We start from the raw sequence: 22,125 nt of genomic DNA on the forward strand, positions 1-22,125 counted from the left end.
GGGATGAGTGCCGCCGAAGACGCCGTCCGCGCCGCCAACACCCGCAACGCCTGGGCGCTGGTCACGCCGGCCCTGATCCTGCTGACCTTCGCGGCCTCGGGCCCGCTGCTGATCGTCCTGGTCTATTCCTTCCTGACCCCCGGCCAATATGGCAATGTGGAATGGATCTTCAGCCTCGACGCCTGGATCGGCATCCTTTTCACCAAGGACATCTTCGACGAAACCTACAAGCTGGCGGATGCCCATCTGACGATCTTCTGGCGGTCGGTGAAACTGTCCTTCCTGACCACCGTGATCACCTTCGCCATCGGCTTTCCCACCGCCTGGTTCATCGCCACTCGGCCGCCGCGGTCGCGGGCGCTGTGGCTGTTCCTGATCACCATTCCGTTCTGGACCAACCTTCTGATCCGGACCTTCGCCATCAACGAGGTGATCCGCAACGAGGGCCTTCTGAACACCTTCCTGATCTGGCTCGGGGTGATCGAACGACCGATCCAGATCGTCTATACCGATGTCGCGGTACTGATCGGGATGGCCTATGTCTATCTGCCGCTGATGGTGCTGCCGCTCTTTGCCGCCATCGACCGGTTCGACATGCGCCTGCTTGAGGCGGGATACGACCTTTACGCCAGCCGCTGGCGCGTGCTGCGCCGGGTGATCCTGCCGATCGTGAAGCCCGGCATCGTGGCCGGGTCGATCCTGGTCTTCGTGCCCTCGCTGGGGGCCTATGTGACGCCCCGCGTCCTGGGCGGCGGCAAGAACATGATGATCGGCAATTTCATCGAACTGCAGTTCGGGCAGGCCCGCAACTGGCCCTTGGGTGCGGCGCTGTCGATGACGCTTCTGATGATCGTGATGGTGGCGCTTCTGTTCTACGTCCGCGCCGCCAGCAAGGGGAGCAACCCCCATGGCTGACCGCAGCTTTTCCGTCTCGCGGATTCCGGGTTTCGCGGCGGTCGCGATCCTTGCCTTCGTGATCCTGTACCTGCCGATCTTCACCCTGGTCATCTATGCCTTCAACGCCTCGAAAAGCATCGCCGTCTGGGAAGGCTTTTCGCTTCAGTGGTTCGAGGCCGCCTGGGCCAACCGGCAGGTCAAGGAAGCCACCCTGCGGTCGCTCATCATCGCGTCGTCGGCCAGCGTGATCGCCACGACCGTGGCGACGATGGCCGCGCTTGGCACAACGCGGCGGGCGGCCTTCAAGGGGCAGACATTCGTCTATGTGATGATCAACCAGCCCCTGATGGTGCCCGAGATCGTGACCGCCGTGGCGCTTCTGATCTTTTTCGCCTCGATCAAGGTGGCGACGGGCTATCAGGGGCTTGGCTATCTGATCGCGGCCCATTCGGCCTTTTGCGTGCCCTTCGCCTATCTGCCGATCCGGGCACGACTGGAAGGGATGGACCTGTCGCTGGAAACCGCGGCGGCCGATCTTTACGCCACGCCCTGGCGCACTTTCCGGCGGGTGACGCTGCCCCTGCTGTTGCCAGGGATCATCGCGGGCGCCATGCTGGCCTTCGTCATCAGCCTCGACGACGTGGTGATCACCGAGTTCGTGAAATCCGGCGGGCAGGATACATTGCCCACCTACATGCTGGGCCAGTTGCGCCGGGCGATCACGCCCGAGGTCAACGCGATCTCGACCGCGCTTCTGGTCCTGACCGTGCTGCTGCTGTCGGCGTTCTTCCTGCTGACACGCAAGAAAGAGTAACGAGGGACCTGTTCCGGAAAGGACGCTGAATGCCACGCGACGCCGTCAGGCTTGGCCTTGGGAAAGTGAACGAAACCCTGCCGGGCGGGCAATTCGGCACCCTTACACTGACGCGTGGCGAATACGTGTTTCTTTAGATCAACACCAAGACCCGCGAAAGGAACGCGGGCCATCGCAACAAGGAGAGAATGACGATGATGAAAAGACTGACCGCAACCACGGCCCTGCTGTTGGCCACGACCTCGCTGGCCTCGGCTGAGGGAGAGTTGCAGCTGTTCAACTGGGGCAACTACACCAGCCCCGAACTGATGGCCAAGTTCGAGGCCGAGACGGGGATCAAGGTCACCGTCACCGACTACGATTCGAACGACGCCGCGCTGGCCAAGATCGAGGCGGGCGGACACGGGTTCGACCTCGTGGTGCCTTCGGCCAACTATGTGCCGATCTTCCGCGAGAAGGGGCTGGCGGTCGAGCTTGACCTGTCGAAGCTGCCGAACCACGCCAACATCACCGATCAGTGGCGCAACGTGCAGTGGGACGAGGGCCGGAAATGGTCGATCCCATGGCAGTGGGGCACGACCGGCGTCGTGGTCAACACCTCGGTCTATGGCGGGGATGTGAACACCTCGGGCATCTTCCTTGACGTGCCCGACGAGCTGAAGGGCAAGGTCAACGTCGTGCCCGAGATGCTGGACGTGATCTCGCTGGCGCTGATGTATGTGGGCGGCGAGCCCTGTTCGGAGAACCCCGAACACCTCAAGGCCGCGCGTGACAAGCTCCTGGCCGCAAAGCCGCACTGGATCTCGATGGACTATGGCGCGACCGAGAAGGTGGCCAACGGCGACTGGGCTGCCAGCGTGAACTGGTCGGGTTCGTCCATGCGGGTGCGTCTGGCCAACCCGGATGCGAAATACGGCTATCCGAAGGAAGGCTACATCGTCTGGATGGATTCGATGATGCTGCTGAAGGACGCGCAGAACGTCGAGGAGGCCTACAAGTTCATGGACTTCGTCATGCAGCCCGAGAACGCCGCGATGATCTCGGCCTTCGCGCGCTATTCGAACGGGATCGAGGGGTCGGCCCCGTTCATGCCCGAGGACATGCAGACCGCGCCCGAAGTCGTAGTGCCGGACGAGTTCAAGGACAAGGGCGTGTTCCTGCCCACCTGTTCGGCCAAGTCGATGGAGTACCAGACGGCGATCTGGACCGAGCTTCTGAAGTAAGGCTTGCGCCGCGCGGCATGCGCGGCGCGGCGGCGGGGGGCTTTGCCCCCCGCACCCCCCAGGGTATTTTCATCAGGTTGAAGGGCAAGGGATGACTCTGACCGACTGGTCGGCCAGCGACTTGGCGCGGGCGATCGCGGCGCGGCGGATCGCGCCCTCGGAGGTGATGGCCGCCTTTCTGGACCGGATCGGGGCGGTGAACGGCGCGGTGAACGCCATCGTCTCGCTGCGAGACGCGGACCGGCTGATGGCCGAGGCGCGCGCCGCCGATGACGCGCCGCGCGCGGGATGGCTGCACGGGATCCCCTTCGCGGTGAAGGATCTGGTGGCGACGGCCGGGATCAGGACGACCTGGGGGTCGCCCGTCCATGCCGATCATGTGCCGGTGAAGGACGACCTGCTGGCGGCGCGGCTGCGGTCGGCGGGCGCGATCCTGATCGGCAAGACCAACACGCCGGAATGGGGACAGGGCAGCCATTCGTTCAACCCGGTGCATGGCGTGACGCTGAACCCCTACGACGCCTCGCGCACGGCGGGCGGATCGTCGGGCGGGGCGGCGGCGGCGCTGGCCGCCCGGATGGTGCCGGTCGCCGACGGGTCTGACATGATGGGCAGCCTGCGCAACCCGGCGGCCTTCTGCAATGTCTATGGTTTCCGCCCCACATGGGGGCTGGTGCCGCAGGATGCGGTGGGCGACACGCATCTGGCGACGCTGGCCACCGAAGGGCCGATGGCGCGCAATGTGGAAGACATCGCGCGGCTTTTGCAGGTCATCGCGGGCGAGAACCCCGAGGTGCCCTTTCCGCGCCCGACCGAACCCTGGCCCGATCTGCTGGAAACCGACCTGACCGGGAGGCGGATCGGCTGGCTGGGGGACTGGGGCGGCGCCTATCCCTGCGAGCCGGGCATCCTTGACCTGTGCAGGGACGGGCTTTCCGTGCTGTCCGGTCTCGGGGCGAGGGTCGAGGAGGTGGCGCCCCCCTTCCCTGCCGAACAGCTGTGGCAGGCGTGGATCACCCTGCGCGCCATGCTGAGCGCGGGGTCGAAGGGCGCGCTTTACGCCGATCCGGCCAAGCGCGCGCAATTGAAGCCGGAAAGCCTGTGGGAGATCGAACAGGGCCTGTCGCTGAGTGCCGCCGCCGTCCACGAGGCCAGCGTGATCCGGTCGCGTTGGTATATGCGGGCGGCCCGGCTGTTCGACCGGTTCGATTTCCTGGTGATGCCCTCGGCGCAGGTCTGGCCCTTCCCCGCCGGTTGGCGCTGGCCGCAACAGATCAACGGGCGGGCGATGGACACCTATCACCGCTGGATGGAGATCGTGATCCCGGTCAGCCTGATCGGCCTGCCCGCCCTGGCCTTGCCCTGCGGATTCGGCGCGGGCGGGCTGCCGATGGGGATGCAATTGATCGGGCGATCCGGGGCGGATGCCGCCGTGCTGGCGGCGGGGCAGCAATACCACCGCGCGACGGACTGGCCGGGGCGGCGCCCGCCACCGATTTGACCGACACCGATTTGACTGCGGCCGATGCCTTTGCCGTCAGGGATAGCCTGGCGGATCAGCCGCCGGGGATGCAGACGATTTCCGCCGCGCCACCCGGCGGCATGAAGCGGATGGAATCCTCCACAACCACGGCCGTTGCAAGCGCATAGGGGCCATTCTCGAATTCGATCGACTGCGCGTCAATCGCCGACCACGTGCCTTGCTGGCCCGCGACCGAATAGCCACCCCCGTCGGTGATCGACAACTGGATCGCGCCGTCGGTCGCGTTCGGGATTGCGCAGGTCCAGGAGCCGGGAGTCGGTCTGGCCAGGCTGCCCGGTGCGGGCGGGGCCGAGGGCCGCGCCGTTCCCGGCGAGGCGACCTGCACCAGATCGCCCGGCGGATGCGACACCACATCGCGGTTCTGCATCTCGACGACGCAGGCGCCGTTGTCTTCGGTCTGGATCGTGCCGGGATCGGGGTAGCCGGGCACCATGACCCATTGCCCGATCACGCAGGCGCTGAGCGGTGCACCTTCCTGCGCAAGTGCGGCGACTGGGCCGATCACGGGGCCGATCACGGGGCCGGTCACGGCCAGGGCAAGGAAGACAAGGGCAGGACGAACCATCGGACACTCCATCAGAACAACAAACGTCGGCGCGGACCATGGCGGGCGACTTGGGCAAATTGCGGAAGAAAAAAGGGCGGCCCGAAGGCCGCCCGCAAGACGAAGTCTGGACGCACCCGTTACTTGACTTCCGAAGTCGGGCGCGGCGTTCCGGTGGTTTCGGCCGGAAGCAGCGGCAGCGTGACTTCGGGAACCTTGCCGGTCAGGCTGCCCAGGAAGGCCACCAGCTGATCGGCTTCCTGGTCCGACAGTTCCTCGCCCAGCTGGCTTTCAGCCATGATCTGCACCGCGACCTTCAGGTCCCACACCTTGCCAGAGTGGAAGTAGGGCGCGGTCTGGTCGATGTTGCGCAGCGGCGAGGCGCGGAAGACGTATTCGTCATCCGCAGTCTCGGTGACCGAGAAGCGGCCCTTGTCGCCCACCGGCAGGATTTCGGATCCGGGCTTTTCGATCAGGCCGAAGGGATAATAGCCGTGGCCGCCGACGTTCACGCCCGAGTGGCAGGACGAACAGCCCTTGTCGATGAACAGCTCAAGCCCCGCCTTCTGGTCGGCGCTCAGCGCGTTGTCATCGCCGTTCAGCCAGGCGTCGAAGGGCGCGGGCGTGATCAGCGTGGCCTCGAAGGCCTCGATCGCCTTGGCCATGTTGTCGAAGTTGGCCGCGTTTTCCTCGCCCGGGAAGGCGGCCTTGAACCAGTCCACATACTGCGGCATCGAGTTCAGCGTGGCTTCGACCGCTTCGGGCGTGTTGGCCATCTCGACGCCCGCCTGGATCGGCCCCTTGGCCTGGGCAGCCAGGTCTTCGGCGCGGCCATCCCAGAATTGCGCCTCGTTCAGAACGGCGTTCAGCACGGTGGGCGAGTTGCGCGGCCCCTTTTGCCAACCGTGGCCGACCGAGGTTTCCATGTTGTCGTCGCCGCCCGTGGTCAGGTTGTGGCACGAATAGCACGAGAACACACCCGAGGCCGACAGGCGGGGATCGAAGAACAGCGCCTTGCCGAGATCCACCTTTTCCGGGGTCACGGTGTTTTCGTTCAGGGCCGGAATCGTGGAGGGCAGCGGTTTGAAGAATTCGGCCGCCTTGTCGCGCAGGGCATCGGCCTGGGCTGCCCCGGCAAGGGCGGTCGTTGCGACCAGTGCGGAAAGGATAAGGCGCATGTCAGTCTCCCGATCAATCGTTTCGGCGCGTTCGAGGGGACCTTATTGACTTTGGTCAAGGGGACATTGATTTAGATCAATTCTAATTCTCGGAACGCTGGCTGGCCCCCTGCCCGGCCCGTGGCGGGTTGTCACAGGCCGGATCGCGCGGCCGTTTCCCGCCGTTGCCCCGTCGAAAGAACCAAACGGTTGCGCCGGTGGCGTGCCGCGCCTAATCCTTCCGGCACCGGCCGGAGACGCGACGTGACCCTTTACCGATTGCTGATGACCCTTGCACAGCCCGTGCTGTGGCTGACGACAGCCATCGGCTCGGCCCTGGGGCGGACGATGCGCGGGGCATTGTGGCACCGGCTGGCGCTGCCGATGTCGTCCGATCCGGTCCTGCCGGGGCGGGTCTGGCTGCATGGCGCAAGCCTGGGCGAACTGACCTCGGCGCGCTGGCTGATCGAACGGTTGCTGACCGAACGGGCCGACCTGTCGCTGATCGTGACCTGCAACAGCGAAACCGCGCGGCGCATGCTGATCGGCTGGGCCCTGCCCCGCACCGCTGTCAGGCTGGCGCCATTCGACAGCCGGGGCGCGGTGCGGCGGTTCCTGGATCACTGGCGCCCGGTGGCGCTGATCACGCTGGAAAACGAACTGTGGCCGGAACGTGTGGCGCAGGCCCATGCGCGCGCGATGCCGGTGCTGTGGATCGGGGCGCGCATCTCGGAACGGTCGGCGCGCCGCTGGTCGCGGCTGGCGCCGCGCCTGATCGCGGACACGCTCGCCCGGCTCGCATTCGTCTCGGCGCAGGATCAGGCATCGGAGGCCCGGCTGATCCGCCTTGGCCTGCCGCCTGCGGCGATCGGCCCGCGCCTGATGCTGAAGGCGCAGGCGGCACGCGCAGACGACACGGCCGCCCCGCCCTTTGCCCCCCCTGCGCCCCGGGCGGCCACGCTGCTGGCCGCCTCGACCCATGAGGGCGAAGAGGGGCCGATCCTTGATGCCTTTGCCACGCAGGACAGGTTCGGGCTGCTGATCCTCGCCCCTCGCCATCCGGACCGCGCCGCCGCGATCCGGGCCGGAATCGAAGGGCGCGGGCTGCCGGTGGCGCAGCGCAGCCGGGGCGAGGTGCCGGGGTCCGAAACGCGCGTCTACCTGGCCGATACGCTGGGGGAAATGCCGCTCTGGTACCGGATGGCCGGTGCCACGGTGATTGGCGGGACCTTCGCCGACCGGGGCGGGCATACGCCGTTTGAACCCGCCGCCCATGGGTCGGCCATCCTGCACGGCCCCTCAATCGGCAACTTCGCCGAACCCTTTGCCGCGTTGCAGGCCGGCGGGGGCGCGCTGGCCGTTGCCGGGCCGGCGGATCTGGCCGCGGCGCTGGCGGGCCTGACGCCCGAGCGCCAGCAGGATCTGGCGCAGGCGGCGGGCCGGATCCTTGCGCCCGGCGCGGACGACCGGGATTTTCTGGCCGCGTTCGAGGCCGCGTTGCCCCCCGCCCCGCTGCCATAGCCCGGAAGGCCGGTTCAGCCGGTCAGCGGATAGCGGGCGAGCGGTTCGTAATGCGCGCCGCGATGCCCCAGATGGGACCGGAACAGGACGACCTCGCGCACCGGGAAGGGCGGCGTCCGGAACCCGGCGCGGTCGACGATGGCGCGTTCCAGCCGCATCGTCTCCATGGCGTCGGGCGGCGTGAACCGGCCAAGCGTCACATGCGGATGAAAACGGCGGCGCTCGGGCCGGACCCCGGCCATCCGGCAGATGCGGGCGACCTTGCCCTGAAGCGCCTCAAGCGCCGGATTGGGCGCCACCCCGGCCCAGACGGCACGGGGATGTTCCCCCCCGAAATGCCCGATCCCCGACAGGGCCATATCGAAGGACGGGCTGCGCAGCGCCTCCATCCCTTCGTTGACGGCGTCGAGGATCGGCTCGGGCTGTTCGCCCAGAAACTCCAGCGTCAGGTGGAATTCCGGCGGGTCGACCCGGCGGGGCAGCGGCAGCAGGAACTGTTCGACGGCAAGGCTCGACCGGATGTCGGCGGGCAGGTCGAGGCCAAGGAAGGCGCGGATCATCGGACGGCCAGCCGGGCCAGCCGGTCACGGATCTCGGGCCGGACGGGGCCTTCGCGGGGGGCGTCTGCCAGCGTGTCGATCAGCGCGGGCGCGGGGCGCGCCCGGCCACCGCCGCCCCAGTCCAGCCCGGCAAGGACGGCGCGCGCCGCATCGGGCAGCCGGTCGGGGATCTCCTGACCGCTCAGCGTGGCCCAGACCCCGGCCCACGCCCGGCCCACGGACCAGGGGTTGTAGCCCCCGCCGCCTGTCACGATCAGCCGCGCCGCCAGCGGCATCAGCGTCGCGACCACCGCCCGATGCGCGTTGTTGGACAGCGAAAGGCGCGACAGCGGGTCTTCGTCCAGTGCGTCGGCCCCGCATTGCAGCACGATCGCCTCGGGCCGGAAGGCAACAAGGCGCGGCAGGATCAGCCCTTCGAGCACGGCGCGCATCTCGGTGTCGTTGAAGCCGCGCGGCACCGGCAGGTTGAAGCAGTTTCCCCCGCCATCGTCGGACAGCGCACCTGTGAAGGGCCAGCGGCCTTCTTCATGAACGGAAATCAGCAGCGCCTCGGCGTCGCCTGCAAAGGCATGCTGGACCCCGTCGCAGTGATGCGCGTCGATATCGACATAGGCGATGCGCGAGACCCCCAGCCGCCGCAGCGCCAGCATGCCAAGGACCACGTCGTTGAAATAGCAAAACCCGTTCGCCCGGTCGGGCAGGCCGTGATGCGTGCCGCCCCCCGGCACATGCACGATGCCGCCGTCGCGCACCATTTCCGCGGCCAGCATCATCCCCCCTGCCCCCGTCGCCGGTCGGCGGAACATTTCGGGGAAGACCGGGTTCGACAGGGTGCCGATGCCGTGGCGGCGGCGGATGTCATCGGAAACCGCGCCGCTTTCCTCGGCCAGGGCAAGGGCCTGGACGTAATCGGGCGTGTGCCAGAGGGTCAGGGCGGCAGGCCTTGCGCGGGGGCTGGTGCGATATTGTCCCGGCGCGAACCAGTCCATCGCCCGGCACAGGTCGATCACGGTGGAAACGCGCGGCACGCGCAGCGGATGCAGCCCGCCATAGCTCGACCCGCGATAGATTTCCGACCCGAGGAACAGCGGCGCGGTCTGGGGGCTGGCCTGCTTGGCATAGCCCGCGGCAACGGGCGCCCGCCGTGCCACGGCCGCAATGGCCCCTGTCACGGCAGCAGCGCCTCGATCCGGCTGGTAATGGCCCGGCCCAGGGGTTTGGCCGGTGCGCCCCAGGTGCCCGCAACGCGACCTTCGCCGTCCAGCAGCACCTTGTTGAAATTCCAGCCCGGCTCGAACCCGTGTTCGGCCTTGAGCCAGGCAAAGAACGGATGCGCCTCGGGGCCCTTCACATGGGTGATCTCGGTCATCGGCAGGGTCAGGTCGAAATTCGTTTCGCAGAAGTCCTTGACCGCCGCCTCGGTCGCAAGTTCCTGCCGGAAGTCATCAGAGGGCACCGCCAGCACCTTCAGGCCGCGCGAGCCGTAGCGGTCCTGCAGCGCCTGCAGGTCGTCGAACTGCGGGGCAAAGCCGCAAAGCGAGGCGGTGTTGACCACAAGAACCGGGCCGCCGCGCCAGTCGCCCAGGTCGATCGTGCCCCCGTCGATCGAGGCGAAACGGAACGACTGCGTCGCGCCGGTCGAGGCGGGCGCGACACTGGCCCAGACCCCCGCGGCCAGACCGCCAAGGAACAGGCGGCGGCCCATCGGGCGGTGCAGGATTGCGGTTCCGGCCATGGCGAAATCTCCCCCGGTTGTGGCGCCCCTGAAAAAACGGGCTGGCCTATCCTTCATGAGAGTGAGATAGGTCGGCCACGGCGGCAATCAAATACCGCATTTTCCAATATTTTCAGGCAGAATCCCGCGCAAGGGCCTTGAAATCCGCGACATCCGGACGCACCATATCGCTAACGGCCAGATGGCCCCGCAGATGACAAGAGCGACCGGCGGGCATGTCCCGTGAACGGTGCGCGGCAGAGCAGGTTCGACACAGGCAGGCACAGCCATGAAACGCGCAACGGAAATGCGACCCGACCCAGAACATGACGACCCTTCCCACGCGGAAGGTGCGGCGCCGTCGCGGTCGCAATATGGTGCGCTGTGCTGGCGCAAGAAGGGCAAGCATGTCGAGGTTCTGCTGATCACCAGCCGCGATACCGGGCGGTGGCTGGTCCCGAAGGGCTGGCCGATCGACGGTTTGGGCGGAGCCGGCTCTGCCGCCCGCGAAGCGTTCGAGGAAGCCGGTGTCGAGGGCGAGATCGCCGAACAGCCGCTGGGGTACTACAGCTATGTCAAGGCGCGGGCCCGTCAGGGCAAGTCGCGCGAGGACCTGCCCTGCGTCGTGGCCGTCTATCCGATGCGGGTGGGGAAATTGCTGGATCGCTATCCCGAACGCGGCGAACGTCGGCGCAAGTGGTTCACTGCGGCGAAGGCCGCCGCCAAGGTCGCCGAACCCGAGTTGCGGCAAATCCTTGCGGGATGCGAGGCGGTGCTGCTGTCAGGGCACCCTGCCGATGCTGATCGCGCGCCGGCCGCCAAGGCTTGAAATTCGCCCCGGCCTGAATAACTCTCGCCCATGGCGCATGGCATGGGCCATCTAGCGCGCTGGAACGGCAGATGATCCGCTACGATCTGAAATGCGACGGTGATCACCGCTTCGACAGCTGGTTCCCCTCGGGCGAGGCGTTCGAGGGGCTTTCGTCGCGCGGGCTTGTCACCTGCCCCGTCTGCGGGTCCGCGAAGGTGGAAAAGGCCCTGATGGCGCCGTCCGTCCGCCCCGGACGCAAGGCCGCCACCACCCCGCCCGCCGAAGCGGAAGCCACGGCATTGCGCCAGCCTCGCAACGAAATGGAAGAGGCGCTGGCCACCCTGCGCCGCCAGGTCGAGGAGAGTTCGGAATATGTCGGCATGAACTTTGCCGCCGAAGCGCGGAAGATCCACGCCGGGAATGCCCCGGAACGGTCGATCTATGGCGAGGCGAAACCCGACGAGGCGCGCAAGCTGATCGAGGATGGTGTGCCGGTGGCGCCGCTGCCCTTCATGCCGGCCCGCAAGACGAACTGAGGCAGGGGGCGACCGATGCAGACGATCCTGATCACCGGCGCGAACCGGGGCATCGGCGCGGCGCTTGCCGATGCCGCGCTTCTGCGGGGGCTGACCGTGATCGGCACGCGGCGCGACGCATCGCGCGGCGGGCCCTCCGGGGTCCACTGGGAACAGGCCGACATGGCCGATCCCGCGTCGATCCGGGCGATGGCCGCGCGCCTTGACGGGCGGCCCGTCGACCTTCTGGTGTGCAATGCGGGCATCTATCCCGACAAGGGGCAGGCGCTGGCCGATGGCTATCCGCCCGCGATGTGGGCGGAAACCTTCGCGGTCAATGTCACGGGTGTCTTCCTGACGGTGCAGGCGCTTTTGCCCAACCTCCGTTCCGGCCCGGGCCGGATCGCGATCCTGTCATCGCAGATGGGGTCGGATGCGCGGGCGCCGGGCGGCAGCTATGTCTATCGCGCTTCGAAGGCCGCGGTTCTGAACCTTGGCCGCAACCTTGCCGCCGATCTGGCGGCCGAGGGGCTTGCCGTGGGTATCTATCACCCCGGATGGGTCCGCACCGACATGGGCGGAAGCGCCGCCGATATCCCCGCCCGCGAGGCGGCAGCGGGGCTGATGGACCGCTTCGACGCGCTTTCCACGGACCGGACGGGGGTTTTCGAAACCTGGGACGGGCGGGCCTTGCCCTTCTGAACCGGTCAGCCGCCGAAGGTGTGTAATATCGGCGGCGTCGGCGTCACCCCTTCGGGAAGGGTTTGCATTCCAGCGTAAGCGCAAGCGCCGCCCATGTGGCATGACCCAGAACGCGCGGCTTCGTATCGCCGATCCGGACCGCCACGATCTGGCGCATGGACGCGTCGAACAGGATAGCCTCGGCCCCGTCGCCGCAATCGCGGACGCCACCGGCGACATAGTTCCAGCCGATCCGGTGGTTGGTGACGCCGGGCACCCGGCCAAGTTCGCGCAGCGCCCCATCCTCCAGCCGCAGGAAGACGAGGTCCTTCTTCATGTGCGGCCGGTCGACATAGGCGATCTCGATCCGGCCGTCACCGTCCAGGTCCCCCGCGCCAACCGGCGCCAGCCAGCGTTGCGGTTCGCCGATATGGCCGGTCGCCGCAACAAGCCCGGTTTCGTCATAGACCGCCAGCGCGGCGCCGAGGTTCACATCGGTCAGCACGGTGACCATCTCGCGGTCGCCGTCGCCGTCCACGTCCCACAGGCGGGGGGCGTAATCCTCGAACACCTGATGTTCGGGAAGGTTGACGGTCAGCACCATGCCGCGGTCATCGGTGATCTCGACCGCCGCCCATTCCTGCCGCTTGCCAAGGACGCCGTGGAAATAGCGCGGGGTGGGATTGATGAGCCGCGCGTCGGTCACGTCCGCGAGCGCGGACATCGGCACGAGGATCGGGGCCAGAAGCCCCAGGATCGCCGCACCGACCTGTGCCCAGCCTGGCATCAGATCTGCTTTTCCGGCATGTGGACGACCAGACCGTCGAGCGCGTCCGAGACCTTCAGCTGGCAGGTCAGGCGCGACCGGACCGGATCGGGCTGATAGGCGAAATCCAGCATGTCCTCTTCCATCGCGTCCTTCTTCGGCAGCTTGCCGACCCAGGCGGGATCGACATAGACGTGGCAGGTCGAACAGGCGCAGGCACCGCCGCAATCCGCCTCGATTCCGGGGATGCCGTTGTCGCGCGCCCCTTCCATCACGGTCAGGCCGTTCGCGACCTCGACCACATGTTCCTTGCCGCCAAATTCCACATAGGTGATCTTTGCCATGATCTTCCGCCTCTTTCCGGCCTTGTCTTCGGTGTCTGTCAGCCACATAGGCGAAATGGCGCGGATTTGCCAGTGCTGCCCGCACATCGACGACATGATCTTGTCGTCCAGCGGCGATGTTCTATGATTGTTCACACCATATCTATCCAACAGGTCCCCCGCGCCCATGCCCGACTGGCTGACCCCGACGCCCCCGCCCGGCACCTGGCCGCGCCCGCCCGCCGCCCTGCCCCATGTCCGGCTGGACGAACCGCCGCAGGGTGCAAGGGTCTGTGTCGCGGGGCTTGTCCTTGTGCGGCAGCGACCCGGCACCGCCAAGGGCGTCATCTTCCTGACGCTTGAGGATGAAACCGGCGTTGCCAATGTGGTGGTCTGGGCCAAGACCTATGAACGGTTCCGGCGTGCGGTGATTGCCGGGCGGATGCTGCGGGTCACGGGCCGGTTGCAGCGCGAGGCCGGCGTGGTCCATGTGGTGGCCGAGGTGATCGAGGACATCTCGCACATGCTCGACCGGCTTCTGGATCCGTCCTTCCGCCATGACGGCACCCGCGCCGCCGACCAGCCCTGACGAGGCGCAGAAGGCCGGCCTTTCGCGGTCCGGGCTTTGCCGCTATGATCCGCGCCGATCCGGCCCGCGGCAAGACCGACGAGCCACGGGATCGGGCAGCAGGAACCGGGCAGCAGACATCGGGCAGATGATGACATCAGGGCAAACCTCCGCACGGCCGACGCGTCGGTACGGCCTCGTCCCGGTCGTCCTGGCCCTGACGCTGGCTGCCTGCCAGCAGGGCGCGCCCCTGCCCGAGGCGCCGGGCACCGCCGACCTTTCGGCCGAATTGCGGCTGACCGAACCGCCCCGGCGCGAGGGCCAATGCTGGGCCGAGGACATAACGCCTGCCGTGATCGAGACGGTCAGCGAACAGGTGCTGGTGACGCCTGCGGTGACCGATGATCAGGGCCGCGTCACGACCCCCGCCACCTATGCCACCGAAACCCGGCAGCGCATCGTCGAGGACCGCCGCACCGTCTGGTTCCGCACCCCCTGCCTTGACGAGGTGACGGTGGAATTCGTGGCCAGCCTGCAGCGGGCGCTGAAGGCGCGCGGCATCTATCTGGCCCCGGTGACGGGCCAGCTTGACACCGCCACCCGCGAGGCGATCCGGCGGTTTCAGGCGCCGCGCGGCCTGGACAGCGCGCGCCTGTCGCTGGCCGCGGCGCGCGAACTGGGGCTGGCTGCGGCCGACCTGCGGTGACAGACCCATCCACCCTTCGGGATGCGCTGGAACGCGCCGTCACCACGGCCTGGGCCGATCAGGCGGATGGCGCGCATGACCTGGGCCACCTGCGCCGGGTCTGGGCCAATTGCCAGCGCATCGCCGATGCAGATGCGCCCGGGGCCGACCGGGCGGTGCTGATGGCGGCGGCCTATCTGCACGATCTGGTCAACCTGCCCAAGGATCACCCGGACCGCGCCCGCGCCTCGACCCTGTCGTCCGAGGCGGCGGCCGTGGTGCTGCGCGCGCTGGACTTTCCCGCCGACAGAATCGCCGCCACCGCCCATGCGATCGCCGCGCACAGCTTTTCCGCCGGGATCACGCCCGAAACGGTCGAGGCGCGCATCCTTCAGGATGCCGACCGGCTTGAGGCGCTCGGGGCGATCGGGATCGCGCGCCTGTTCTGCGTGGCGGGGGCCATGGGGGCGGCGCTGTTCGACGATGCCGATCCGATAGCGTGCGACCGGCCGCTGGACGACCGTCGTTTCGCGCTGGATCATCTGGAGGTCAAGCTGTTCCCGGTGGCGGCTGGCATGCTGACCGCCGAAGGGCGCCGGATCGCCGCCGAACGGGCCGAGTGGATGGCCCGTTTCCGCAGCCAGCTTCTGGCGGAACTCGGCTGACGCCTGCGACCAATGGAAAGGGGCGGCAGGTTGCCCCGCCGCCCCTTGCCTTTCCGTCAGGCGTGCCGCGCCTATTCGACCGACAGCGCGACAAAGCGCGGGTCGCCCTGGCGACGCACCAGAAGCAGGATCGACTTGCGGCCCGCGTCCTTCGCCTCGGCGATCCGGTCCTCGAGGTCCTGGATGCGCGCCACCTTCTGCTGGCCCGCCTCGGTGATCACGTCGCCCTCGCGCAGGCCCTTGGTGTAGGCTTCGGTCGTCACGTCGACCTCGGTCACGGCAAGGCCCTCGCTGCCCGGCGGCAGGCCAAGTCCGTCGCGCATGTCATCGGTGACGGGAACCACCGTCATCCCCAGAACCTGCGCCTCGGCCGGTTCGGCAGGCGCATCCGGCGCGCCAGCCTCGGCGGTTTCGCCTGCCTCCGCCTCTTCGCGGCGGCCGAGCGTGACCATCAGGGTTTCGGTCTTGCCTTCGCGCATCACGACGACGCGCACCGCCTCGCCCACCGGGGCATCGGCCACGCGACGCACCAGGTCGCGGGTATCGGCCACGTCCTGCCCGTCGAAATTCACGATCACGTCGCCCGCCTGCATCCCGGCATCCTTGGCCGGGCCGTCCGGCACATCGGTGATCAGGGCGCCCTTGGCGGCCTCCAGCCCGATCGCCTCGGCCACGTCGGGGGTCACGTCCTGGATGCGCACGCCCAGCCAGCCGCGGCGCGTCTCGCCAAACTGGCGCAGCTGGTCGACCACCTTGGTCACGACATTCGACGCCATGGAAAAGCCGATCCCGATGGAACCGCCGTTGGGCGACAGGATCGCGGTGTTCACGCCGATCACCTGGCCATCCATGTTGAACAGCGGCCCGCCCGAGTTGCCGCGGTTGATCGCCGCGTCGGTCTGGATGTAATCGTCATAGGTGCCCGACAGCGCCCGGTTGCGCGCCGAAACGATCCCGGCGGAAACCGAAAATCCCTGGCCCAGGGGGTTGCCCATCGCCACCACCCAGTCGCCCACGCGCATCAGGTCCGAATTACCGAAGCTGACGAAGGGAAGCGGGGTTTCGCTTTCCACCTTCAGAAGCGCGATGTCGGTCTTGGGGTCGGTGCCGATGATCGTGGCCTTCAGGCGGTTGCCCGAGAAGAATTCGACCTCGATCTCGTCCGCGCCCTCGATGACGTGGTTGTTGGTGACGATATAGCCATCCTCTGAGATCACGAAGCCCGACCCAAGCGCCTCGGACCGGCGCGGGCCGCGGTTGCCCTGGCCGTCGCGGTCCATGAAGTCGCGGAAGAAATCCTCGAAGGGCGAGCCGGGCGGAACCTGCGGCATGTTGCCCGTCGGCGCCGAGACGACCGAAGAGGTGGTGATGTTGACGACCGAGGGGCTGATCTGGTCAGCCAGATCGGCAAAGCTTTCCGGCGCGCCCCGCGCCCCGGCGGCGCCCGCCTGCCCCAGGGCCAGCGCAAGGCCAAGGGCAAGGGCCGCGAACAGCCCGCTGATGCGCGCGCGCATCGGGGCTTCGGTTCGGGAAATGGCAAGGGAATTCACCGCAAGACTCCTTTTCGGCTTCCATTCCGTCGCACCGGCGTCACCGGCGCGACCACAACTCAACAGGTAGGCACTGCAAATGGCAATGCAAACCCGGTCGCGACCGCTCAATCGCTTGTGATCCAGAGGGGCCAAATGTTTCATCCCCCGCCCGGAAGGGCAAGAGGCACATGCGCCCGTCGGCGCCTTGCCGCGCGGGGTGGGAAAGGCGGCGGCACTGCCCGCCCGCCCCCGTGACGGCGGGTCAGCCAAACTGACAAGGGCCGACGCATGCGCCGGCCCCTGCAGTCAGGCTGTGGTTCGCCCGGGTCGCGGCCTTGGGCTTACTGGCCCGGCGCGGGGGCCTGAACCGAGTCGCTTCTGAGGTATTCGAAGAAGGCGCTGTCGGGTTGCATCACGATCGAGGAATTGCCCGCCCTGAGCGCCCGTTCATAAGCCGTCAGCGACCGCGTGAAGGCGAAGAATTCCGGATCCTGCCCGAAGGCTTCGGCGTAGATCCCGTTGCGCTGCGCATCGGCCTCGCCGCGGACCACCTCGGCCTGCTTGCGCGCTTCCGACGTCAGTTCGACCACGGTCCGGTCGGCGCTGGCGCGGACGCGCTGCGCGGCCTCACCGCCGCGGGCGATTTCATCGGCGGCCTCGCGTTCGCGTTCGGCTCGCATCCGCGCGAAGGTCGCGGCAAGGTTCTGGTCGGGCAGGTCCGTGCGCGTCAGGCGGACGTCGATGATCTCGACGCCGAGGCTCAGCGCCTCCTGCCGGGCGCGGTCGCGGATGCGGTTCATCAGGCCGGTCCGGTCTTCGGACAGCACCGCGTTCGACGGAACGCCGCCGAGGATTTCGCGGATCGCGGAATTGATGATCCGGTCCAGACGGACAAGTGCCGCATCCTCGCCGCCGGGGCCGACGGCCTCGCGGAAGTTGACCAGATCGACGATCCGCCAGCGCGCGAAGCTGTCGACGACCAGACGCCGGTCATCGAGCGGCGTGACTTCCAGCGGCTGCGTCTGCAGGCCAAGGATGCGGTCCTCGTAGCGCACGACTTCCTGGATCAGCGGGATCTTGAAGCCCAGACCCGGCTCTTCCTTGACGGCCTTGACCTGACCGAACTGCAGGACCAGCGCCTTCTCGCGTTCGTCCACGATGAACATCGACGACAGGACCGCCGCGCCCGCGATCACCATCACGGGAAGGATGTAAGCTGCCTTCGTCATCAGTTGCCTCCTCCGGTGACGGTCGAGGCCGCAGCGGTGCCCGCAGGCGGCCGGGCCAGTTCATTCAGCGGCAGGAAGGGCACGACACCCTGCCCCGCCTCGCCCCCCGAGACACCGTCAAGGATGACCTTGTTCATGTCGCCCAGAACCTTTTCCATCGTCTCCAGATACATCCGCCGCCGGGTCACTTCCGGGGCCTTCTTGTATTCTTCGTAGACGGCAAGGAAGCGGCTCGCCTCGCCCTCGGCGTCGTTGACCACGCGGGCGCGATAGGCCTCGGCGTCCTCGACAAGGCGCGCGGCCTCACCGCGTGCGCCAGCGGTGACGCGGTTGGCATAGGCGTCGGCCTCTTTCTCAAGCCGGTCGCGTTCCTGCTGTGCGGCCTGCACGGCGCGGAAGGCGTCGATCACCTCGCTGGGAGGGTCGGCTTTCTGGAAGTTCACCCGCACCACGTTGATGCCCGCATTGTAGCTGTCCAGCGTCTGCTGGATGGCCGCGCGCAGGTCGGTGGCGATCCGGCCCCGGTCGCGGTTCAGGATCGGCGCAAGCTCGGTCCGGGCGATGATGTCGCGCATGGCCGATTCCGACACTGCGCGGATCGTCTCGGCGGGGTCCTTGAGGTTGAACAGGTAATCCTGCGGCGCCGTTTCGTTGATGTTCCAGACCACCTGGAATTCGATGTCGACGATGTTCTGGTCGCGCGTCAGCATCAGCCCGCTGTCCAGTTCGCCGCTGCGGCCGGTGCCGATGTCGGTCTGGCGTTCGCCGGTCACCTGAAGGATCTCGGCGGTGACAAGGGGCCAGGGCGCAAAGTTCAGGCCCGGCTGGCCGATGTTCGAGAATTCGCCCAGGAACAGTTCGACCGAACGTTCTTCGGGCTTGACGGTGTAGAAGGACATGAAGGCCCAAAGCCCCGCCGCCGCAAGCGCGGCAAGGCCAAGCCCCTGGCGGGTGAACAGCGGACCCATCGGATTGCCGCCCGGCCCTCCCGGCCCGCGCCCGCCACCGCCGGTGCGGCCCTTGCCGCCCATCAGCACGCGAAGCTGTTCCTGCCCCTTCTTCATGATCTCGTCGATCTCGGGGATCTGCGGGCCTTCCTGCCCCGGCCTGCGCGGGCCGCGCCCGTCATTGCCGCGGCCGTCGCGATCATCGCCGCCGCCGCCACCGCCGCCCCAGGGTCCACCGTTAGACATGCCTCTTCCCTATCTCGTTGTCGTCTTGTGCTAACTGGTCATTCCGCCGCGAAAATCAAGTTTTCCGCACCGGATTCCGCATCGTCACCAGTTCTTCCGACATGGTCGGATGCACGGCGACGGTGCGGTCGAAATCTTCCTTGGTCGCGCCCATCTTCACCGCGATGGCGGCAAGCTGGATCATCTCGCCCGCGCCGGGGCCGACGATGTGGCATCCCAGCACGCGGCGCGTGGCCTGCGAGACGATCAGTTTCATCAGCACCCGGTCGGGCCGGCCCGCGAACAGGCTCTGCATCGGACGGAAGGCTGCGGCATAGACCTCGATCGGTTCCCGGTCGCGCGCGGCTTCCTCGGTCAGGCCCACGGTGCCCAGTTCCGGCTGGGTGAAGACGGCGCTGGCCACAAGCTCGTGATCGGCCTTGCGGGGCCGGCCATTGAAGACGGTATCGGCAAAGGCATGCCCTTCGCGGATCGCGACCGGGGTGAGGTTGATGCGGTCCGTGACATCGCCCACGGCATAGATCGAGGGCACTGCCGTCTGGCTGTAGTCATCCACGATGATCTCGCCATTGCGGCCAAGGGCCACGCCCAGGGCTTCAAGCCCGAGCCCGGCGGAATTGGGCCTGCGTCCGGTGGCGTAAAGCACCAGGTCGAATTCCCGTTCGCTGCCGTCGGTGGCGACCGCGCGAATGCCTCCGCCGGTCTTTTCCAGGCGGATCACGTCGGTGCCGCAGTGGATGGCCACGCCATTGGCCTGCATGGCGTTCGCGACATGGCCGCGCGCCTCGTCGTCGAAGCCGCGCAGGATCTGCGCGCCCCTGTAATATTGCGCGACATTCACCCCCAACCCATTAAGGATGCAGGCGAATTCGCTGGCGATGAAGCCGCCGCCCACCACCAGCGCGCGGCGCGGCAACGATTCGAGCTGAAACATCTCGTTCGAGGTGACGGCCAGTTCGGCGCCGGGAATGTCGGGCACGAAAGGCCGCCCGCCGGTGGCGATGAGGATATGCGCGGCCGTCAGGCGCCGCCCGTCGGCCAGTTCGACCGTATGGGCATCGGCAAGGGTCGCGCGCTGGTCGAAGACGGTGACGCCCGCCCCCGACAGCCCGCCGCGATAGGCGGCCTCCAGCCGCGACAATTCGGCCTCCAGCTTGCCCCGGAACGCGGTCCAGTCGAAGCCGCCCGCCGTGACATCCCAACCATAGGCGCGGGCGTCCTCGATCGCGCCGGGATATTCGCTGGCATAGACCATCAGCTTTTTGGGCACGCAGCCCCGGATCACGCAGGTGCCGCCCATGCGGTATTCCTCGGCCAGCGCCACTTTCGCGCCCCCTTCTGAGGCCGCGATGCGCGCCGCGCGCACCCCGCCCGAGCCGCCACCAATTACAAACAGGTCGAAGTCAAAAGCCATACGGTCAATCCAGGTCGGCAAAGATGTTGTCGGTCGGGGCGAATTCCACCCGGTCGTCACTGACGGTGCCCGCGTTGATGTCGCGTACCGTCACGCGGCCATCGCCATGGCCGATCACCACGATGTCGCAGATGTCGATGAACAGCCCGTTTTCCACCACGCCGGGGATCTGGTTCAGGACCATCGCCAGCTGGCGCGGGTTGCCGATGCGCTTGAGGTGCAGGTCGATGATGTAATTCGCCTCGTCGGTGACCAGCGGCGCCTCGCCGTTCATGCGCAGCGTGCAGTCGCGGTTCATCACATCCATGCTGACCAGAGTTTCCTCGATCAGCGCCTTGGTGGTCTGCCAGCCGAAGGGAATGACCTCGACCGGCAGCGGGAAGGCGCCAAGCTGCGTCACCTCCTTGGCCGCGTCGGCGATCACGATCATCTGGTCGCTTGCCGTGGCCACGATCTTTTCCTGCAGCAGCGCCGCACCGCCGCCCTTGATCAGGTTCAGGCCGGGATCGAACTCGTCTGCCCCGTCGATCGTCAGGTCCAGCCATTTCGCGTCATCCAGGCTGACCACCGGGATGCCCAGTTGCCGCGCCAGTTCCGCGGTGCGGGTCGAGGTAGGCACGCCCTGAACGCGGATGCCCTCCTCGCGGATACGTTCGGCAAGGCAGCGCACCATCCAGGCCGCCGTCGATCCGGTGCCGAGGCCCAGCTTCATGCCGTCCTCGACGAAATCCACCGCGCGTTTGGCGGCAACGAACTTGGCCTTGTCGATGGGCGACAGATCGGCGGACATGGGCGGGCTCCTCTGGCAGAAGGGGGCGTTGGCTGACCCGCGTTATAGGGAAAGCCTCGCCCGCGCGCGAGGGCAAAACGCGCAGGCGCCCGACGCGGCCCCGATCGCCGCCGCGAAAAGGGCGTTTGCGGCCCGCGCGCCCACGCCGTGTTTCATCCTTGTGCAACTGCGCAATTCCCCGCGGCACCGCCGCGCCACGGTCGTCAAGGGCGGTGCAGCGTCGCTTTCCGGCGCGCATGTCCGGGGTGGACGGGCCGACAGTGGTCGGCAAAGGAGCCCCCGCCGATGTATGTCCTTCATTACGCCCCCGACAATGCCTCGCTGATCATCCGGCTCGCGCTGGACGAGTTGCGCCTGCCCTACCGCACCGCACTGGTCGACCGGCGCGTGCGGGCGCAGGACAGCCCGGCCTACCGGGCGCTGAACCCCGCCGGGCTGATCCCGACGCTGGAAACGCCCGACGGCCCGATCAGCGAGACCGGCGCGATCCTCGTGTGGCTGGCCGATCGCCACGGCGGCGGGCTGTTCCCGGCGGTGGATGCGCCAGACCGGGCCCGGGCCTTGAAGTGGCTGTTCTTCATGGCCAACACCGCGCATGCCGACCTGCGTCAGGTCTTCTACCCCCATCTGTACGTGACCGATGAAGGGCGGGCAGGCCATGCGGCGCTGGCACGGGCGCGGATGATCCGCAGCTTCGGGATCCTCGATCAGGCGGCGGCGGCGGCGCCCGCGCTGTTCGACCCGCCCTCGATCCTGTCGATCTATGTGGCGGCCATGATGCGCTGGTCGCAGCTTTACCCCCCGGATGACTGCGACTGGTTCCACCCCGAGGATTTTCCGGCACTGGGGCGGCTGGCGACGGAGCTTGAGAAACGGCCCTGCGTCACGGCCCTTTGCGTCGCCGAAGGGATGACACCCCGGCCCTTTACCCGACCGGCGCCGCCCTCACCGCCCGAGGGAGCGGCGCTTTAGACCCGCGT

The 22,125-nt window shown here is 67.6% G+C and carries 24 protein-coding genes; 12 read left to right on the top strand and 12 right to left on the bottom strand.

Going from position 1 to position 22,125, the window contains the following annotated elements:
• Window positions 1-3 precede the first annotated feature (3 nt).
• The 4 genes from E7811_RS02185 to E7811_RS02200 all read left to right on the top strand — a co-directional run bounded on the left by E7811_RS02185 (window position 4) and on the right by E7811_RS02200 (window position 4,435).
• Window positions 4-915 carry an ABC transporter permease gene (locus tag E7811_RS02185; RefSeq protein ID WP_136392954.1) on the top strand — a complete coding sequence of 304 codons (912 nt, stop codon included), beginning with the start codon at window positions 4-6 and terminating at the stop codon, window positions 913-915.
• A complete protein-coding gene (locus tag E7811_RS02190) occupies window positions 908-1,711 on the top strand; it encodes an ABC transporter permease (protein ID WP_136392955.1) in 804 nt (267 codons plus the stop codon). Before E7811_RS02185 ends, E7811_RS02190 begins: the two co-directional genes overlap by 8 nt.
• A 197-nt stretch (window positions 1,712-1,908) precedes the next feature.
• Window positions 1,909-2,934 (top strand): extracellular solute-binding protein, encoded by a 1,026-nt coding sequence (locus E7811_RS02195; protein ID WP_136394188.1) that lies wholly within the window; start codon window positions 1,909-1,911, stop codon window positions 2,932-2,934.
• Between the two features lie 91 nt (window positions 2,935-3,025).
• Window positions 3,026-4,435 carry an amidase gene (locus tag E7811_RS02200; protein WP_136392956.1) on the top strand — a complete coding sequence of 470 codons (1,410 nt, stop codon included), beginning with the start codon at window positions 3,026-3,028 and terminating at the stop codon, window positions 4,433-4,435.
• A 55-nt stretch (window positions 4,436-4,490) separates the two neighbouring features.
• On the opposite strand, the gene E7811_RS02205 is transcribed toward E7811_RS02200, so the two are convergent.
• The gene (locus E7811_RS02205) at window positions 4,491-5,042 is read right to left on the bottom strand and encodes a hypothetical protein (RefSeq protein ID WP_136392957.1); all 552 of its coding nucleotides are present in this window, start codon (window positions 5,040-5,042) and stop codon (window positions 4,491-4,493) included.
• A 119-nt stretch (window positions 5,043-5,161) separates the two neighbouring features.
• Window positions 5,162-6,199, bottom strand: coding sequence for a cytochrome-c peroxidase (locus tag E7811_RS02210; protein ID WP_136392958.1), 1,038 nt, complete (start codon window positions 6,197-6,199; stop codon window positions 5,162-5,164).
• A gap of 264 nt (window positions 6,200-6,463) precedes the next feature.
• Here E7811_RS02210 and E7811_RS02215 point away from each other — a divergent pair, with 264 nt between their 5' ends.
• Window positions 6,464-7,699: a 3-deoxy-D-manno-octulosonic acid transferase gene (locus E7811_RS02215; protein ID WP_136392959.1), complete on the top strand. Its 1,236-nt coding sequence runs from the start codon at window positions 6,464-6,466 to the stop codon at window positions 7,697-7,699.
• 14 nt (window positions 7,700-7,713) lie between these two features.
• Here the strand turns inward: E7811_RS02215 and thpR are convergent, their stop codons facing one another.
• From thpR to E7811_RS02230, 3 genes are read right to left on the bottom strand one after another with little or no spacing between them, the layout of a single operon-like run.
• A complete protein-coding gene (thpR, locus tag E7811_RS02220; protein ID WP_136392960.1) occupies window positions 7,714-8,259 on the bottom strand; it encodes an RNA 2',3'-cyclic phosphodiesterase in 546 nt (181 codons plus the stop codon).
• Complete coding sequence (locus E7811_RS02225) at window positions 8,256-9,410, bottom strand: acetoin utilization protein AcuC (protein WP_136394189.1); 1,155 nt, start codon at window positions 9,408-9,410, stop codon at window positions 8,256-8,258. Before E7811_RS02225 ends, thpR begins: the two co-directional genes overlap by 4 nt.
• 17 nt (window positions 9,411-9,427) lie before the next feature.
• Complete coding sequence (locus E7811_RS02230) at window positions 9,428-9,994, bottom strand: glutathione peroxidase (RefSeq protein ID WP_246020161.1); 567 nt, start codon at window positions 9,992-9,994, stop codon at window positions 9,428-9,430.
• A 268-nt stretch (window positions 9,995-10,262) separates the two neighbouring features.
• Between E7811_RS02230 and E7811_RS02235 the strand changes: the two genes are divergently transcribed.
• The 3 genes from E7811_RS02235 (at window position 10,263) to E7811_RS02245 (ending at window position 12,001) form a co-directional block, all read left to right on the top strand.
• Complete coding sequence (locus tag E7811_RS02235) at window positions 10,263-10,802, top strand: NUDIX hydrolase (protein WP_246020162.1); 540 nt, start codon at window positions 10,263-10,265, stop codon at window positions 10,800-10,802.
• Window positions 10,803-10,873: 71 nt separating this feature from the next.
• Complete coding sequence (locus E7811_RS02240) at window positions 10,874-11,320, top strand: DUF1178 family protein (RefSeq protein ID WP_136392961.1); 447 nt, start codon at window positions 10,874-10,876, stop codon at window positions 11,318-11,320.
• Between the two features lie 15 nt (window positions 11,321-11,335).
• Complete coding sequence (locus E7811_RS02245; RefSeq protein ID WP_136392962.1) at window positions 11,336-12,001, top strand: SDR family NAD(P)-dependent oxidoreductase; 666 nt, start codon at window positions 11,336-11,338, stop codon at window positions 11,999-12,001.
• Between the two features lie 43 nt (window positions 12,002-12,044).
• Here E7811_RS02245 and E7811_RS02250 read toward each other — a convergent pair whose 3' ends face one another.
• Window positions 12,045-12,767, bottom strand: coding sequence for an FG-GAP repeat domain-containing protein (locus tag E7811_RS02250; protein WP_136392963.1), 723 nt, complete (start codon window positions 12,765-12,767; stop codon window positions 12,045-12,047).
• The gene (locus E7811_RS02255) at window positions 12,767-13,090 is read right to left on the bottom strand and encodes a 2Fe-2S iron-sulfur cluster-binding protein (protein WP_136392964.1); all 324 of its coding nucleotides are present in this window, start codon (window positions 13,088-13,090) and stop codon (window positions 12,767-12,769) included. Before E7811_RS02255 ends, E7811_RS02250 begins: the two co-directional genes overlap by 1 nt.
• 166 nt (window positions 13,091-13,256) lie before the next feature.
• Here E7811_RS02255 and E7811_RS02260 point away from each other — a divergent pair, with 166 nt between their 5' ends.
• From E7811_RS02260 to E7811_RS02270, 3 genes are all read left to right on the top strand, one after another.
• Window positions 13,257-13,658, top strand: coding sequence for an OB-fold nucleic acid binding domain-containing protein (locus tag E7811_RS02260; RefSeq protein ID WP_136392965.1), 402 nt, complete (start codon window positions 13,257-13,259; stop codon window positions 13,656-13,658).
• Between the two features lie 127 nt (window positions 13,659-13,785).
• Entirely contained in the window at window positions 13,786-14,343 is a 558-nt protein-coding gene (locus E7811_RS02265) for a peptidoglycan-binding domain-containing protein (RefSeq protein WP_246020164.1), read from the top strand.
• Window positions 14,340-14,987: an HD domain-containing protein gene (locus tag E7811_RS02270; RefSeq protein ID WP_136392966.1), complete on the top strand. Its 648-nt coding sequence runs from the start codon at window positions 14,340-14,342 to the stop codon at window positions 14,985-14,987. The genes E7811_RS02265 and E7811_RS02270 overlap by 4 nt, the downstream gene beginning before the upstream one ends.
• A 71-nt stretch (window positions 14,988-15,058) precedes the next feature.
• Here E7811_RS02270 and E7811_RS02275 read toward each other — a convergent pair whose 3' ends face one another.
• The 5 genes from E7811_RS02275 to rpiA all read right to left on the bottom strand — a co-directional run bounded on the left by E7811_RS02275 (window position 15,059) and on the right by rpiA (window position 21,145).
• Window positions 15,059-16,501 (bottom strand): DegQ family serine endoprotease, encoded by a 1,443-nt coding sequence (locus E7811_RS02275; RefSeq protein ID WP_168732903.1) that lies wholly within the window; start codon window positions 16,499-16,501, stop codon window positions 15,059-15,061.
• Between the two features lie 359 nt (window positions 16,502-16,860).
• Window positions 16,861-17,748: a protease modulator HflC gene (hflC, locus tag E7811_RS02280; protein ID WP_136392968.1), complete on the bottom strand. Its 888-nt coding sequence runs from the start codon at window positions 17,746-17,748 to the stop codon at window positions 16,861-16,863.
• Complete coding sequence (gene hflK / locus E7811_RS02285) at window positions 17,748-18,941, bottom strand: FtsH protease activity modulator HflK (protein WP_136392969.1); 1,194 nt, start codon at window positions 18,939-18,941, stop codon at window positions 17,748-17,750. The genes hflC and hflK overlap by 1 nt, the downstream gene beginning before the upstream one ends.
• A 55-nt stretch (window positions 18,942-18,996) precedes the next feature.
• Window positions 18,997-20,355: a glutathione-disulfide reductase gene (gene gor / locus E7811_RS02290; RefSeq protein ID WP_136392970.1), complete on the bottom strand. Its 1,359-nt coding sequence runs from the start codon at window positions 20,353-20,355 to the stop codon at window positions 18,997-18,999.
• Between the two features lie 4 nt (window positions 20,356-20,359).
• Complete coding sequence (gene rpiA, locus E7811_RS02295; protein ID WP_136392971.1) at window positions 20,360-21,145, bottom strand: ribose-5-phosphate isomerase RpiA; 786 nt, start codon at window positions 21,143-21,145, stop codon at window positions 20,360-20,362.
• Between the two features lie 285 nt (window positions 21,146-21,430).
• Between rpiA and E7811_RS02300 the strand changes: the two genes are divergently transcribed.
• The gene (locus E7811_RS02300) at window positions 21,431-22,117 is read left to right on the top strand and encodes a glutathione S-transferase family protein (RefSeq protein ID WP_136392972.1); all 687 of its coding nucleotides are present in this window, start codon (window positions 21,431-21,433) and stop codon (window positions 22,115-22,117) included.
• Window positions 22,118-22,125: the final 8 nt, after the last annotated feature.

Origin of the sequence: Aliigemmobacter aestuarii, from assembly GCF_004799285.1 — a bacterium.
In the GTDB taxonomy this organism is placed as follows: Bacteria; Pseudomonadota; Alphaproteobacteria; order Rhodobacterales; family Rhodobacteraceae; genus Aliigemmobacter; species Aliigemmobacter aestuarii.

Coding starts and splice junctions, on each gene's coding strand:
- E7811_RS02195 (WP_136394188.1), top strand. CDS start 1,909: ATGAAAAGACTGACCGCAACCACGGCCCTGCTGTTGGCCACGACCTCG.
- E7811_RS02200 (WP_136392956.1), top strand. CDS start 3,026: ATGACTCTGACCGACTGGTCGGCCAGCGACTTGGCGCGGGCGATCGCG.
- E7811_RS02210 (WP_136392958.1), bottom strand. CDS start 6,199: ATGCGCCTTATCCTTTCCGCACTGGTCGCAACGACCGCCCTTGCCGGG.
- E7811_RS02245 (WP_136392962.1), top strand. CDS start 11,336: ATGCAGACGATCCTGATCACCGGCGCGAACCGGGGCATCGGCGCGGCG.
- rpiA (WP_136392971.1), bottom strand. CDS start 21,145: ATGTCCGCCGATCTGTCGCCCATCGACAAGGCCAAGTTCGTTGCCGCC.
- E7811_RS02265 (WP_246020164.1), top strand. CDS start 13,786: ATGATGACATCAGGGCAAACCTCCGCACGGCCGACGCGTCGGTACGGC.
- E7811_RS02255 (WP_136392964.1), bottom strand. CDS start 13,090: ATGGCAAAGATCACCTATGTGGAATTTGGCGGCAAGGAACATGTGGTC.
- E7811_RS02275 (WP_168732903.1), bottom strand. CDS start 16,501: ATGCGCGCGCGCATCAGCGGGCTGTTCGCGGCCCTTGCCCTTGGCCTT.
- E7811_RS02260 (WP_136392965.1), top strand. CDS start 13,257: ATGCCCGACTGGCTGACCCCGACGCCCCCGCCCGGCACCTGGCCGCGC.
- gor (WP_136392970.1), bottom strand. CDS start 20,355: ATGGCTTTTGACTTCGACCTGTTTGTAATTGGTGGCGGCTCGGGCGGG.
- E7811_RS02300 (WP_136392972.1), top strand. CDS start 21,431: ATGTATGTCCTTCATTACGCCCCCGACAATGCCTCGCTGATCATCCGG.
- hflK (WP_136392969.1), bottom strand. CDS start 18,941: ATGTCTAACGGTGGACCCTGGGGCGGCGGTGGCGGCGGCGGCGATGAT.
- hflC (WP_136392968.1), bottom strand. CDS start 17,748: ATGACGAAGGCAGCTTACATCCTTCCCGTGATGGTGATCGCGGGCGCG.
- E7811_RS02205 (WP_136392957.1), bottom strand. CDS start 5,042: ATGGTTCGTCCTGCCCTTGTCTTCCTTGCCCTGGCCGTGACCGGCCCC.
- E7811_RS02185 (WP_136392954.1), top strand. CDS start 4: ATGAGTGCCGCCGAAGACGCCGTCCGCGCCGCCAACACCCGCAACGCC.
- E7811_RS02190 (WP_136392955.1), top strand. CDS start 908: ATGGCTGACCGCAGCTTTTCCGTCTCGCGGATTCCGGGTTTCGCGGCG.
- E7811_RS02240 (WP_136392961.1), top strand. CDS start 10,874: ATGATCCGCTACGATCTGAAATGCGACGGTGATCACCGCTTCGACAGC.
- E7811_RS02230 (WP_246020161.1), bottom strand. CDS start 9,994: ATGGCCGGAACCGCAATCCTGCACCGCCCGATGGGCCGCCGCCTGTTC.
- thpR (WP_136392960.1), bottom strand. CDS start 8,259: ATGATCCGCGCCTTCCTTGGCCTCGACCTGCCCGCCGACATCCGGTCG.
- E7811_RS02235 (WP_246020162.1), top strand. CDS start 10,263: ATGAAACGCGCAACGGAAATGCGACCCGACCCAGAACATGACGACCCT.
- E7811_RS02215 (WP_136392959.1), top strand. CDS start 6,464: ATGACCCTTGCACAGCCCGTGCTGTGGCTGACGACAGCCATCGGCTCG.
- E7811_RS02250 (WP_136392963.1), bottom strand. CDS start 12,767: ATGCCAGGCTGGGCACAGGTCGGTGCGGCGATCCTGGGGCTTCTGGCC.